This window comes from Pseudomonas sp. ADAK2 TE3594, from assembly GCF_053628675.1.
The window spans coordinates 2,565,632-2,578,500 of the sequence record NZ_JBRJGV010000001.1; the positions used below are offsets into that span (position 1 = coordinate 2,565,632).

Annotated in this window: 13 protein-coding genes; 11 read left to right on the forward strand and 2 right to left on the reverse strand. The window is 59.4% G+C overall.

Going from position 1 to position 12,869, the window contains the following annotated elements; all coding sequences use genetic code 11:
- Positions 1–77: 77 nt before the first annotated feature.
- The 4 genes from AB7M22_RS11620 to AB7M22_RS11635 all read left to right on the forward strand — a co-directional run bounded on the left by AB7M22_RS11620 (position 78) and on the right by AB7M22_RS11635 (position 2,877).
- Entirely contained in the window at positions 78–626 is a 549-nt protein-coding gene (locus AB7M22_RS11620) for a hypothetical protein (RefSeq protein ID WP_454186381.1), read from the forward strand.
- Between the two features lie 354 nt (positions 627–980).
- The gene (locus tag AB7M22_RS11625) at positions 981–1,613 is read left to right on the forward strand and encodes a hypothetical protein (RefSeq protein ID WP_454186382.1); all 633 of its coding nucleotides are present in this window, start codon (positions 981–983) and stop codon (positions 1,611–1,613) included.
- Positions 1,613–2,056, forward strand: a complete 444-nt coding sequence (locus AB7M22_RS11630; protein WP_454186383.1) for a phage holin family protein — start codon at positions 1,613–1,615, stop codon at positions 2,054–2,056. Before AB7M22_RS11625 ends, AB7M22_RS11630 begins: the two co-directional genes overlap by 1 nt.
- Complete coding sequence (locus AB7M22_RS11635; protein WP_454186384.1) at positions 2,053–2,877, forward strand: DUF3618 domain-containing protein; 825 nt, start codon at positions 2,053–2,055, stop codon at positions 2,875–2,877. Before AB7M22_RS11630 ends, AB7M22_RS11635 begins: the two co-directional genes overlap by 4 nt.
- Before the next feature lie 86 nt (positions 2,878–2,963).
- Here the strand turns inward: AB7M22_RS11635 and AB7M22_RS11640 are convergent, their stop codons facing one another.
- A complete protein-coding gene (locus AB7M22_RS11640; protein WP_454186385.1) occupies positions 2,964–3,521 on the reverse strand; it encodes an ATP-dependent Clp protease proteolytic subunit in 558 nt (185 codons plus the stop codon).
- 290 nt (positions 3,522–3,811) lie between these two features.
- Between AB7M22_RS11640 and AB7M22_RS11645 the strand changes: the two genes are divergently transcribed.
- Positions 3,812–4,111, forward strand: a complete 300-nt coding sequence (locus AB7M22_RS11645) for a general stress protein (RefSeq protein ID WP_454186386.1) — start codon at positions 3,812–3,814, stop codon at positions 4,109–4,111.
- A 70-nt stretch (positions 4,112–4,181) separates the two neighbouring features.
- On the opposite strand, the gene AB7M22_RS11650 is transcribed toward AB7M22_RS11645, so the two are convergent.
- On the reverse strand, positions 4,182–5,108 hold the full coding sequence (locus AB7M22_RS11650) for a LysR substrate-binding domain-containing protein (protein WP_454186387.1): 927 nt from the start codon (positions 5,106–5,108) through the stop codon (positions 4,182–4,184).
- 144 nt (positions 5,109–5,252) lie between these two features.
- On the opposite strand from AB7M22_RS11650, the gene AB7M22_RS11655 reads away from it, so the two are divergent.
- The 6 genes from AB7M22_RS11655 (at position 5,253) to AB7M22_RS11680 (ending at position 12,758) form a co-directional block, all read left to right on the forward strand.
- On the forward strand, positions 5,253–5,657 hold the full coding sequence (locus tag AB7M22_RS11655) for a RidA family protein (RefSeq protein ID WP_454186388.1): 405 nt from the start codon (positions 5,253–5,255) through the stop codon (positions 5,655–5,657).
- A gap of 146 nt (positions 5,658–5,803) precedes the next feature.
- Entirely contained in the window at positions 5,804–6,145 is a 342-nt protein-coding gene (locus tag AB7M22_RS11660) for a hypothetical protein (protein ID WP_454186389.1), read from the forward strand.
- A 332-nt stretch (positions 6,146–6,477) separates the two neighbouring features.
- Positions 6,478–7,599 (forward strand): AAA family ATPase, encoded by a 1,122-nt coding sequence (locus AB7M22_RS11665; protein WP_454186390.1) that lies wholly within the window; start codon positions 6,478–6,480, stop codon positions 7,597–7,599.
- An 11-nt stretch (positions 7,600–7,610) separates the two neighbouring features.
- Entirely contained in the window at positions 7,611–8,030 is a 420-nt protein-coding gene (locus AB7M22_RS11670; protein ID WP_454186391.1) for a bpX5 domain-containing protein, read from the forward strand.
- Positions 8,030–9,859 (forward strand): hypothetical protein, encoded by a 1,830-nt coding sequence (locus AB7M22_RS11675; protein WP_454186392.1) that lies wholly within the window; start codon positions 8,030–8,032, stop codon positions 9,857–9,859. The genes AB7M22_RS11670 and AB7M22_RS11675 overlap by 1 nt, the downstream gene beginning before the upstream one ends.
- Positions 9,852–12,758, forward strand: a complete 2,907-nt coding sequence (locus AB7M22_RS11680) for a bpX6 domain-containing protein (RefSeq protein ID WP_454186393.1) — start codon at positions 9,852–9,854, stop codon at positions 12,756–12,758. Before AB7M22_RS11675 ends, AB7M22_RS11680 begins: the two co-directional genes overlap by 8 nt.
- The last annotated feature ends 111 nt before the right edge of the window (positions 12,759–12,869 follow it).

A 12,869-nucleotide genomic window follows, 5' to 3' on the forward strand; every position in this document is an offset into this window, starting at 1 on the left:
ACCGGTCGAACCCGGACGTGTGGTACCTCACGGAAGATCAATCGAGGGAGGGAACCCAGATGCCACTGGACTCAAGCATGCAAGAACGGCTCGCAGGTTACTACGGTCCTTATCCTGGGCCCGATGCCGAACTTTTCGAGCTCGGCGAGTCAATCTCGTCGTTTCTGAGTGATAACGGGGTGACCGAGGAAGGGGTCATTGCGGTAGCACTCTCGACCTTACCCTACTATTACTTGAGCTTTTCTCCCGGCTTGCACCGAGACGTGAAGGACAAGATCGGTGAGCGACTTCGCGACCGCGGCAAGGCGTTCAAAGAAGCGACTGGCGAGACGTTTATACTCCGTGTCGACGTGCCTGGCGGTGGCGACGTCCATCCAGACATTATCCGGCAAGCCAATCAACATAACCCGGGCTGCGCGGAGAAAAAGATCATTACCGCCCTGGAGCGTTATGGAGAACAGATGAAAGCTTTCGCTCTCGTTGCTCATCCGGCGCACAACTATCTGAACAAGACATCCTCGTCACATGTGGTATTCGGAGGCGTATCACAAACCTATATCGGTCCTTGCGACAGTTGCCTTCTGGTCGGAAACATCCACAAGGCCACGCTCGGGCATTCCGACTAGGGCCGCCGTCATTGGAGAAGGCGACGGATAGCTATCGACAATGTCCCGGTGGCAAATAACGACTGTGTATCTCGTTCTTGCGCCAGAGTAATCAGCCGACCGGCTCGGCGGTACAACTCATTACCCCTGAGCCTGGCTTCTGGAAACAGATCACGTTGCCGTTTTGCCAGAAGCTGTAGTTCTCCTGGTAATCTTTGCCAGTGTATTGGGTGCCCGGTTCCGCAATGCGCTTTTTATCACTTCATCATCTGCTTGGAACTCCCCGCAAGCCCCCCTCGTCATCTGCAATGAAGCACCACCGCGGGCACACCGCGGCCACTTCCTGACGTGTTCATTACGAAGGCGAGGGATGACATGACTATTCCAGACAGCAGGACCGGACAACCGGATGCCCCTCGGGATCCCGCAGGCTCCGAACAAAACTTTCAGCATTTAAAGGAGGAGGTTACCGAAGCGATAGGCGGTGCGCGGCATCAGGCCGATGAGCAATTCGGCCAATACCGCGATACCGCAGCGGATCAGATTGAAGCATTGGCCAGAGGCGCCCAGTCAGTCGTTTCCGAGATCAGGACGAACGATACGTTCGGGATGTCCGACTACCTGGCGGACATGGCCGACAGCATGAGCAGCCTGGCGGGAAAACTGCGCCGCAAAAGTGCTGAAGAGCTTTTGCACGATGGCGCTGACCTGGCACGTGACAATCCGGGGCTGTTCATTGTCGGCAGTATCGCGGTGGGGTTTGGTTTGTCGCGATTCCTGAAAGCGGGCACGGCGACAACAACCGACCGTGAGTTCGCTGCCCAGAGCAGCACAGCCACGTTCACTGGCGATGGCTCGCAAGGACTTTATGAAACTTCGATGCCGCCCGGAGGCGAGCTGTCGCCCAGGTTGGCCTCCAGCATCACGCCGTCCACGCCAAGCGCGCCCGACCATCGTGGCGATAGTTCCTCAATGCCGGGGTCCAGCCCCTTCACAGGAGAACGGTGATGAACAGAAACGATCCAGAACTGCAACCCACACCACCCGTCGCACCGTCTGTCACGACGGTTGATCATGACGCTTCCGTGGTCGGTTTATTGCGGCAGTTAACTCGGGAAGTACCGGCGTTATTCACCAAGGAGCTGGCGTTGGCCAAGGTGGAATTGCAGGCCAGCCTGACGACGTTGAAAGCAGGGATTGCCGGGGTCGCCGGCGGCGCCATTGTGCTGCTCGCCGGGTTCATCATTGTGCTGATGGCGATCGTCTACGCCTTGAGCATGGTGATGGCGCCCTGGCTGGCCGCGCTGATTGTCGGCGTGGTGGCGATGGTCATCGGGTTCGTGATGCTGCAGGCAGGCAAAAAACAATTCGAGCCTTCCCACTTCAAGCCTGATCGCACCCTGGACGCGCTGAATAAAGACCAGGAAGCCCTGCGGAGGAAAGTGTCATGAACCGAGAATTCGAAACCGAAGCGGCCAAGAGCCCGGAAACCATCGAGCGTGAAATCGATGCGCAACGGGAGAACATCGGGCATATCGTCGACGCGCTGGAAAGCAAGTTTACCCCTGGCCAGATGTTCGATCAGGCGCTGCTGCTGATGCAAAGCAACGGCTCGACCTTCCTGACCAACCTGGGCACCAGTGTGCGCAACAACCCCGTGCCCGCGGTGCTGACCTCGGTCGGGTTGATGTGGTTGATGATGAGCCAGAATCGCCCGCCAACGCCCCGGGAATATCGCGTCGAGCCGGATGTCGACTGGGCTGATGACTTGGCCGAAGGGCTCGCCGATGGCATGGACAGCGCCCGACAGCGTCTGCACAACACCACGGATTCGCTCAAGGACAGCTATCAGGCGGTCAAGGGTAAGGCCGCGAACCTGAGCGATAGCCTGCATGCGAAGACCGATCACCTCAGTCACGCCGTCCATGACACCAGTGATCGCCTGGCGCGCAGGACTCATGAAATGGGCGACCAGTTCAGTCACCTGCTCAAGGAGCAGCCACTGATGATGGCTGCGGTCGGTATAGCGGTGGGAGCGTTACTGGGCGCAGCGCTACCGACCACCGCGACGGAACGCCGCTATCTGGGCAGGACCAGCGCAAGCCTCACCGGCAAGGTCAAACAGCAAGCACGGGAGGGCTATGAGGCGGTGCGCGAAAAGGTGATGGAAACCACGGAGCCCCATGCGTCAATCGCGGGAGAAACGGGCGAGATGCGCAAGACCGCGTCCGAAACCTCGGCCGATCTGTCGCGTGGCTTGGGGACTTCTTGACAGGTATCAGGGCAAGGCGGGAGGTCTGATGCACAGACGTCCCGTCGAGCCCGGTTTATCGGTATCGGAGCCATCTGGGGCATGCGTCAGCCGCCACTGATTTTCCAGTGTTTGACGTTATCGGCAAACACCATCTGATGCATTTCGTGGGCGATTCCGTAGGCCAGGGATTCATGCGCCGCGATTACTTTTTCTTCCGCTGAAAGGCAATGGAAAATGTCCAGTTTGGTATCCGCGTGGGCGGTTTCCAGGGCAAAGATTTGCACATAGCGCGCGAGGTCGTTATCCAGGCTTGAGAGGTATTCGCGCAGCCGTTGATGGTCGACCGAACTTTGGCTGAAGTACCAATTCATGGGGTGAATCAGAAACCGCGAATGGGGCGCGGTGATCCGTCGGCCGGCGGCCAGGTACATGATGATGCCCATCGACTCGATGTTGCCGGCATTGATCGCGCACAGCGGCACCGGCAGGGATTTAAGGAAGGTGTAGAGGGCGAAACCAAAATTGGTGCTGCCGCCGCTGGTGGAGAGATTCAGCAGTAAGGAGGAGGCGCCCTGGTCGATGGCGTCGAGGCAGCAGTCCCTGAAGCGTTCCATCGTGGCCTGATCAATCTGGCAATGAAAGTGGACGATGTGCTCGGTCATCGACGTACCTCCACACAGGATAAATTAGAGAGCTGACAGTTCAGCGTAACTGCTTGAATGATGCCAGACCTCAACGCGCTTTTCTTTCATCAATTTGTATAACCGGAACTCATTTTTATACTCGTTTTACTCACTCCCATTAGTCGCCACATCCGGAGTTTTCTGGAACTAATCATCCCGATCCGCTTGTCGCAAGAACGGCAGATCAGTTCAAACTTTCAATCGCAGAAAACCTCGGAATTAGACGAGCCGATGACGAAGGCTCGTGAATAACAATGAGGAGAACGGAAATGGCTAACACCGGAAACAAGAACCCAGGCAATTTTGCCAATGACCCTGGAAAAGCCAACGAAGCCGGTAGAAAAGGCGGGGAGTCGGGCGGCGGTATGATGAACGATCCGCAACGCACCTCCGAAGCCGGCAAAAAAGGTGGACAGGCCTCAGGGGGCCGTCAATCCAGTGATACCAATCGTTCTGGCAGCGGACAGGGAGGAGGACGCCCAGGCAACTTTGTCGAAGACAGAGAGAAATCATCTGATGCAGGCAAAAAAGGAGGAGGGCAATATCCCGGCGGCGGGCGTAAACCCTGATGCCGAGTGAAGTACACCAAGCCCCGCTTTTGGCGGGGCTTGGTTTTATCCGGGTCAGATTCCTGTCGCCTCACGAATCATGCCGGTCCGTGACAGGCGCATGCTGTGCCATCAGCTCAGCGACCCAATCAATGAATACGCGCAACTTGAAGCTGATATGCCGGTTCGGCGGAAAGGCCACGTAGATCGGCATCGGATCGAGGCGCCAATCTTCGAACAAGCGGACCAACTCGCCGCGCGCTTCGTATGGCTTGGACATGTAGTCTGGCAGCCAAAGAATTCCGAGGCCGGCCAGCCCGGCCGCGATGTAGGCATTGCCATCGTCGACCGCCAGCACGTAGCGCCCCTTGATATGGACGCTCTCGCTGTTGCTGCGCATGGCATAAGGCACGGCTTTGCCTGTGCGTGCCCACAGGAAACCGACGACACGATGATGCGAATCTTCCAGCTCTTGCGGATGCGACGGTGTACCGAGGCGCTCCAGGTAGCTCGGTGCCGCATAAACTCCAAGCTGGAGCTCGCCTACCCGCCGGGCCATCAGAGACTGATCGGTTAGTTCGCCACCGCGCACAACGCAATCGACATGCTCACCGATCATGTCCACGATGCGATCGCTGACGCCCATGTCAATCTGGATGTCAGGGTATCGAGCATGAAACGCAGGCAACGCCGGCACCAGAATCATGCTGGCCAACGGGCTGGGCACATCCACTCGCAGCCGGCCCCGGGGCAGGGCCGAGGCGCTGGACAGGCTAGTCTCGGCATCGTCCATGTCGGCTAGCAAACGTACGACGCGCTCGTAATAGACGGCGCCATCGGCTGTTACGTTGACCTTGCGCGTCGTGCGGTTGAGTAATTTGACGCGTAACCGGGCCTCCAACTGCTGAACCAGTTGCGTCACAGTCGTCTTGCTCATATGCAGTGTTTCGGCCGCCTTGGTGAAGCTGCCCGTTTCCACCACCCGAGCAAATGCCAGCATCGCATCGAAACGGTCCATTTCTGCCCCGGATATCTATTGGATTGTTTGGGTTTTACAAACAGTGATGGCTACAGTTGCTCGTTTATCGGGCAGGCACAAGTCCTTAAAGTCTCTTTCATCATTAATTGCGGGTCGGCTTTGATCCGTTGAAGGAGGCACTTTATGAGCAAGCGTGATGTTGTTTTTCCGCCCGGACGCCAAGCGCTTTATGAGCGCAATCGCTATTCGCCGGCTATCCGGTCCAATGGCTTTTTATTCGTTTCGGGTCAAGTCGGTAGTACCGAAGACGGCTCACCCGAGCCCGACCTGGAGACCCAGGTTCGGCTCGCGTTTAACAATCTGAACGCGATACTGGGATCTGCCGGTTGCACCTTCGACGACGTGATTGACATAACGGTCTTCATCGTCGATCCGCAAGAGAAGTTCGAAACGATCTGGAAGGTTGTGCCGGAGTTCTGGGGTAACTCACCGCACCCGACGTTAACCGCCGTCGGGGTCACGTGGCTGTATGGCTTTGAGTTCGAGATCAAGGTGATCGCCAAGCTTCCTGAAACCATCAAGAGCTGACCCGCGATAGCCTGGCGCAACTATCGGTTCAAGTAATAGTGACAATCAAGAAACGCAAGTTCTGGTTTGTTGGGCAAAGGTGGAAAATCGCCTCCATCGAAGACGCTGCTCAATGAACCAGACTTTTTATTTTCAGGACTTCACCGATGCGCCCTTTATTTGTTCCTGTCATGGCTTTCGCCTCCTTGCTGCTGGCCGGTTGCGCCTCCGCGCCGAACGACCCGACGCTGACCTTGCAGACGAAAAAAACGCCTGCCGAGTACGCCGACTGCGTGATACCGAAGTTGCAGGGCAGCGCACTGAACCCGACGGTCTCGCAAACCCAGCGCAGCTACCGGATCGTGGTGCCGAGCAAAGTCTCGGCAGACAACGTTCTCGAAGCCTACAAGGCCCCGAATGGCGGCAAGGTGTTTTTGTACGAGCGCCACCTGCTGGCATCGAACTTCATGCCTTCGAGTTTCGAACGTGCCGCGCAGGAATGCCTGTAACCGGTAACTGCTTTTAAAAATGCTCCTTTGGTTGGCCGCAACCAACCAATTTTTTGTCCCGTGCCTCATTCGGTCACGGGACTTTTTTTTGCGTGCAGGTTTTTGCGTGCAGGTTTTGGTGGGTAATGGATCATTCTTTGAGAAGTACAAGGCTAATGAACGACCGTATCTTGCCGATACAGGCCCGTCACCCAGCGATGCGATCGACCCAAACCAGGCATTGCAGACGCTGTGAGCACCTGTTCAGCAAACACACGACGCATGCGGTTGACTTGGATAGATCCTTTCAGTCACGCAACATCCACGTCTTCAATTTTTCAGGGAAGAGCCCCATGATCGCTTCATTGCAGAGTGCCGCCGCGCAAATCCGTCAGGCCGTTCGCATCGCCACCGAGGGCCTGGTGGGGCGCGAGCAGTTGGCCGAGCTGATTGTCCTGGCTGCCGTCGCGCAGGAGCACATCCTGGTAATCGGCCCGCCAGGCACCGCCAAAAGTGCGGTGGTGCGGCGGGTGGCGCAATCCATGGGCGGACGCTATTTCGAGTACTTGCTGGGCCGCTTTACCGAGCCGTCGGAGCTGTTCGGCGCGGTTGACCTGAAAAAATTGCGCGAAGGGACAGTGGAAACCGATGTCAGCGGCATGTTGCCGGAAGCCGATATCGTGTTTCTCGACGAGGTCTTCCTGGGATCGACGGCCATCCTCAATACCCTGTTGGGCGTGCTCAACGAACGTCGTTTCCGTCGCGGCCACACGCAGATCCAGTGCCCGCTGCGGGTATGCGTCGGGGCGGCCAACGGCCTGCCCGACGACGAAGCCCTGGGGGCATTCGGTGACCGCTTCCTGCTGCACTTGTTTGTCGAATCGGTGCCGGACAATCAGCTCGAAGCAATGCTCGCCGGTGGTTGGCAGTCCGAACAGCGGCCGATCCAGCGATTGCTGGGCTTGAGTCAGTTGGATGCCCTAGGGCAGGCGCTTAAGGATGTCGACCTCACCCTGGTTCGCCCGGCATTGGCCCAGGCCATCCGCCGCCTGCGTGAGGCCGGGATCCCGTTGTCGGACCGACGCATCGTCAAATCCCAGCGGTTGATCGCAGCCGCGGCGTTGCTCGGTGGGCGTATCGAGGCCAGTGAAGCCGATCTGTGGCCGCTGTTGTATGTGTTGCCGACCAAAGAAACCCAGCAACATGGCCGCGAGGTGCTGCGAGATCTCTTTGCGCAGTCCTGCAACAGCCATTTGTTCAGTGCCGTGGAGGAGGCGACCTTGCAGCCGATGTCGCGGTTCAATCGTCTGCTGGAAACGGCCGAAGAATACCTGGCCCGTAGCGAACCGCCGGCAACGCCCTTGTTGGAGGGTTTGCTTCGCGAGATCGATGCCAACTTCAACAGCCAGACGATACCGGCGCGGTTGCAAGAGGTACGAGGGCAAATGACCCGTCTGTTGACGCCCGTTGTATGAGCCCCCATGCGATGGATTGGACGTGGCAGCCTCGACGCGTGCCTGCCGAACCGCAGGCCGCCGTGGCTTGGGGGGAAGCCGCACGGCGCCTGCATGCGCGGCTGTTGCTGATCCCCGAGGAACAGGTCGCACGCCTGCAAGTCACGGCCAATCGCGACGTGTTGGTCGTGTCGGGTGTCGCCGACGATCTGCCATGGGTCGACGGTGTTGAATACGCCGTGGCGGATGAGCGCGCGCCTGGGTTGTGGCTGTCCACGAGTTGGGAACCCAACGTGCCGACCGATCTGCTGGGACAGGCGTTGTCGACGACGTTTGCTCGATCACCGCTGTTATTGTGGCGCGATCCTCCGGCGGTGATTCCCCTTGATCGACAACTGCCGGTGACCTCGCAACATCTGCAGCGGATCGACGCCTATTGGGCGGAACGCTGATGCAATTACCAGTTTCCCTACAACCCTGGCGGCAATGGCTGGAATGGTTTGCCCCTGAGCAATTGCCACTGTTCGCCGATCTGCTGGGCCGACTCAATCCGGTGTTGGGCCCGTTGCGCGGTCAGCAACAGGGTGGCATCCCCGAGCCCGATGGCCTGGGTGACCTGCAACGTCGTGGCCCTTATGAACGGCTGTTGTCCAGCGAATGGCTACTGGCGGACGAGGTACCCGACGAGTTCATGCGCCGGGCAGCGGTGGGCGAGCATATGTTCCTTGCGCCGCAGTATCGCACCCACCAGGCAAACCGCTTGATCGTCGTCTTGCTGGATGCTGGCCCTTTGCAACTCGGCGCCGCGCGCCTGGTTCACCTCGCGCTGTTGATGTTGCTCGCACGACGCGCCCGGGAGACCGGTGCCGAGTTGCGCTGGGGCATTTTGCAGAACACGCCTGGACTGCACGAATTCGACACCCCGGCACAACTCAAGCGTCTGCTCAACGAACGCACTTGGCAGCCGGTGGACGATGAACACTGGCAAGCCTGGCGCAATTGGCTGGCGCAACAGCAACCGAAGGCTGGAGAATGCTGGTTGGTCGGTCAACGCTTGCCCGTCACTGACCGTCAATCCTGCTCCCACCGGGTTCAGGTGCACCGCAGCCTTGATGGGCAGAACCTGTCCTTTGAATTGCAGGCAGCGACTACCCGGCGTGTGTCGCTGCCGATGCCCGAGGAGCGTTTGGCCTTGCAGTTGCTCAAAGGTCAATTCGACGGCGAGAGGGTGGTCGCTCCACCCCTTAAAGGCAGTGTGCCGCGCGTCTCCCTGACCTTGCTGCCAGTCATTGCCAGCGCGGGCACCCATGTTGCAATGAAAATGCTCGACGAGCCCGGCATGGTAGTGATCAAGCTGCCAGCGGCCCATCAGAAAAAGCCTCTGGAGATTCGCCGCCACCTCTGGAGTGCGGGACGGATTCCACTGACCGTCACCTTCATGAGCAAAACCCTTGGTGCGGTCTTGAGCGACCAGTGGCTGTTGTCATTCTGGAACATGGCCGGGCTGAAGTCCGTCGAGAAGCCTGGCCCCGAAGAGTTGAAGCTCCCGCCTGGCACGGCCACGTTCCTGCCCGTGGCCTGGTTGCGCAACAGCGTGACAGGTCGCCTGTTTCTGCTGGATACCCAAGGGCACCTGGCTTTCTGGGTGGCGGAAACCGGTAAGTCTCCCGCGCGACCGAAGACCGGGCAAACCCACAGCTTGGCGCAGGGGGTGCTGAGCCTGGCCAAGGTCGACAGGGAGGCGGTGGTCTATGTGCGCAAGGAGGGAAACCGGTTGCATACCCACTCCGTCCGAGCCGACGGAACCGTATCACCTGCCCATGTGATTGGCATCGCCGACGGCGTGAGTCAGGTGCTGTTTGCCGCCAGTCCCCTGTGGCGTGGGTCTTTCGGCGGTTGTGCAATGCTGACTGTCGATAATGGCAGCGAGCGCTGGCGCGTGATTTCGGCCAAGGGTTCCCCGCATGAGATAGAGCGCATTGATCTGACGCCAGGCTGGAAGGGGCTGGGTCTGCTGCAAGAGGGCAACGAGCGCTATTCCCTGGTTTTGCTCAGCCCCAATCAGCAATCCATCGCCCTGTATTGCGACGGGGAACAGGATGTCTTGTTTACGACGTCCCATGCCATAACCAAGGTCAGTTTCTGCCCCCTGAGTGGCCTGGTCGCTGCCTTGACCAGCGCCCGAGAGTTGCTCGTGTACTCGGTTCCCCTGCGCACTTTGCGCCTGCAAGTGTTCTGTAACCAGATCCCGGATAAACACAAGGAAGGCGCCGATGCTTGAGCCTGACGCAGCATTGATTCGCCGTCCGGTGCTGACCGGTCATCAACAGATTGAAGGGCTGTGGTTTTCGTGCGAGCGCTTTAACGAGCTCGAGCGCGCGCGCTTGATCCTCGGTCAATGGCAAACCGGTGCAAGCGCCTACCGTTTCGCCGACGGCGACTTGCTGCGTTTTCGCCAACCGGTGTCGGTTCAATGCGAAGCACTGGTCGGCTGGCCGCTGATCCGCCTGGGCACTGCCTTGAGTTCCGCGCGACTGACTCCGCAGGAGATCCGCAAGTTGCCCGCCGCCGATGTCTGGCTGGTGCGCGGCAGCCACGTCAGCGCCTTGCAATTGCGCGATGCCGAGCCACTTGCACCGGGCCGGTGGATCGACATTAAAGGTTATACGCTGCTGGACTCCTATGACTGTCGCAGCACACTGCCGGAACCGGTGCTGGAGCCTTTGGCTGTGGCAACCGATGTTCGGGAGATCCTCGGCGGTGCGCTACGGCCGGTCAGCCCCGAGCGGGAAGGGGTGATGCAGGCGCTGCTGGAACGCCAGCGCAATGCGCCAAAAAATATACCTCGTCAAGCCAGCACGCCAGGAAACAGTGGCTGGAGCAACAACGAAGGCCCATCAATGCCCTGGCTGAAAATCGGCGTCAGCGTTGTATTGTTGGCGGCCGTGGCCTGGATGGGTTCCCACGACAAAAAACAAGGCGTGCACACGCTGCCGTCAAGGCCGGAAGCGGCCGTGTCATTTGATGTCAGCACTGTGCTCCTGGGGACGTTGGTCGGCGCGGTGCTGTTGACGATGTTGTTGATGGGCGCGCGCAGCCTCTTGCCTGGTGCAGCATCCGGGCAAACTGCGGCGCCACGATCTCCAGCCCAACCGCCGCTCGCACCGCGTGCCAAACCGGTCAAACACAAGCCTGCCGCCTGGCGTCGCTGGCTGACGCGCCTGACCCTCCATTCACGTCTGTCCGCGTTGTATGGCAAACATCAGGCCGCGTACATGCAGCGCATGTTGGAGATGTTCGAGAACGGCGACCTGGAAGAAGCCCTGCGCCATGCCATTCCGCTGGGCAGTGAGCAGAGCAGCGGTGAACAGACATTCGGTACGCCACAACGGCGTCAGGAGCTGATGATCAATCATCACCTGGGACCCAGTCGCTCGATAATGTTCGAGGAAGGTCTCGAGGCCCGACTCAAGCAGCTCTACCGACAGACGTTTGAAGCGCTGGATCGCGAGGGGCGCGTCGAAGAGGCGGTGTTTGTCCTCGCCGAATTGCTCAAGGTGCGCCAGGAATCCCTCGATTACCTGGAAAAGCACGGACGCTACGGGCAGGCGGCCGAACTTGCTCTGGCATGGGATATGCCGCCCGCGGTGATCGTGCGTCTGTTGTGCCTGGCCGACAACTGGCAGCGTGCCCTGCTGGTGGCCCGTCGTGATGATGCCTTTGCCGACGCAGTAGTGATGCTTCAAGATAAATGGCCCGAGAGTGCCGACCGATTGCGTCTGGAATGGGCCGAAGCCTTGACCCGCAAAGGTCTCTGGCTGCAAGCCGTGGAGGTTATCTGGAGCCTGCCCGCCGAGCGCGAACGAGCCGCGCAATGGTTGCTCAATGCCGAGGCCGCCGGCGGACGATTGGCCATCGGCGCGCTGGTCAAACGGGCCATTTTACTGCCCGATACCTTACTGGCTTACGGACCGTGGATCGAACAGCTGCGCGATGATCCCCAGCGTTTCGTCGAGCGCGCCGCTCTGGCCGACGCGTTATTGCAGCACAAGGCCCAGGCGGGCGCTTTGGCCTGGCTGGCCGGTGCCACGGTACACGCCATCCTCGCCGATCAGGTCAGGGGGCATGGACGGTTGGGCTCTAATCCGCTGCAAGCACTGGTGAAAATGAGCAAGGACAAACTGCTGTTGGCCGACCTGCCAGGCCAGGCGCTGCCGCGATCCGCTGCCTTGTCGCTAAACAACGTCGGTTCGGACCTGGAGTGGACGGCACCGGCGATGGGCAGTCGGGCCATTTTCGATGCGGTGCCGCTGGACGACTCCCGTTACTTGTTGGCCTTGGGGGAGGCCGGGGCGGCGGTGATCGACGCTGCCGGCAAGACGCTCTTCCACTTTGCAGTGCCCGCGCAGGCAATCGTCCTGGCCCATAGCCGGCAGATGGCGCTGGTTCTGGCCCGGCGCAATGACGTGTGGCGAATCAGCAAACTGGATCTGGTCAACCGTACCGCGACGGATTTGGGTGTGCTGATGCTGGACGTGTTCGCCAAATCGTTCAACGGTACGGCCTGGAGCATCGGTCGCGGGCAGCAGCTGCGGGTGGTGGACGTTGACCGCGGATTTGAAACCCTGTGGCACGTCAGTGATTTGCCGGGACGAATCCTGAATTTCAAGGACGATCCGCAGAACGAATACCTGTGGTTATCCGATCCTCAAAAGGGCAATCAGATCTGGCATTACCGCCTGCCTGAGCGTCGGCTGGTCAGTCGTGAGCCGATGCCCGGCAGAATTCACGAGGACGGCTCCCAGCTGTTCAGTGCATCCAGTGAAGTCACTGAATTTCGGCTCAAGTCCGAGAGAGAGGACGACCCAATTCTTGTGCTGGAGCAGCGCGGCAATCGCAAGGGCTACCGTTTACTCGGCTGCGTTGAAGGTGAGGAGAATCCGGTACACCTGTATCTGTTCGAACACTGGCTGGTGATCGGCTACGTCGTCTCCGACCAGGACACCTGCTGGCAATTCATTCACCGCCGCAGTGATCGCCTCTGTGCCACGTTGCAATGGCCGCATCAGGATGTGCAAGTGCGTTGCCTGGGCGCCGACTGGATGCTGTTCGACCATCAGGGACGCCTGAGCCACATCAACGTCGAGGATGCCAGCCAGCGCAACCTGTCCATTAACTGAGCCGGCCCCCCCGACTGCTGAGAAGGACAACCAGTACGGAGCCGGTCGGTTATTTGATAGCGGGTGCAGATCGGATTTCCGTCGTTTGCGCTATGGCCGATCCATGGCCAT

Bases quoted from the DNA above. Each gene is read 5' to 3' on its own strand.
- AB7M22_RS11655 (WP_454186388.1), top strand. From the start codon at position 5,253: ATGAGCAAGCGTGATGTTGTTTTTCCGCCCGGACGCCAAGCGCTTTAT.
- AB7M22_RS11625 (WP_454186382.1), top strand. From the start codon at position 981: ATGACTATTCCAGACAGCAGGACCGGACAACCGGATGCCCCTCGGGAT.
- AB7M22_RS11680 (WP_454186393.1), top strand. From the start codon at position 9,852: ATGCTTGAGCCTGACGCAGCATTGATTCGCCGTCCGGTGCTGACCGGT.
- AB7M22_RS11645 (WP_454186386.1), top strand. From the start codon at position 3,812: ATGGCTAACACCGGAAACAAGAACCCAGGCAATTTTGCCAATGACCCT.
- AB7M22_RS11620 (WP_454186381.1), top strand. From the start codon at position 78: ATGCAAGAACGGCTCGCAGGTTACTACGGTCCTTATCCTGGGCCCGAT.
- AB7M22_RS11650 (WP_454186387.1), bottom strand. From the start codon at position 5,108: ATGGACCGTTTCGATGCGATGCTGGCATTTGCTCGGGTGGTGGAAACG.
- AB7M22_RS11640 (WP_454186385.1), bottom strand. From the start codon at position 3,521: ATGACCGAGCACATCGTCCACTTTCATTGCCAGATTGATCAGGCCACG.
- AB7M22_RS11635 (WP_454186384.1), top strand. From the start codon at position 2,053: ATGAACCGAGAATTCGAAACCGAAGCGGCCAAGAGCCCGGAAACCATC.
- AB7M22_RS11630 (WP_454186383.1), top strand. From the start codon at position 1,613: ATGAACAGAAACGATCCAGAACTGCAACCCACACCACCCGTCGCACCG.
- AB7M22_RS11660 (WP_454186389.1), top strand. From the start codon at position 5,804: ATGCGCCCTTTATTTGTTCCTGTCATGGCTTTCGCCTCCTTGCTGCTG.
- AB7M22_RS11670 (WP_454186391.1), top strand. From the start codon at position 7,611: ATGGATTGGACGTGGCAGCCTCGACGCGTGCCTGCCGAACCGCAGGCC.
- AB7M22_RS11675 (WP_454186392.1), top strand. From the start codon at position 8,030: ATGCAATTACCAGTTTCCCTACAACCCTGGCGGCAATGGCTGGAATGG.
- AB7M22_RS11665 (WP_454186390.1), top strand. From the start codon at position 6,478: ATGATCGCTTCATTGCAGAGTGCCGCCGCGCAAATCCGTCAGGCCGTT.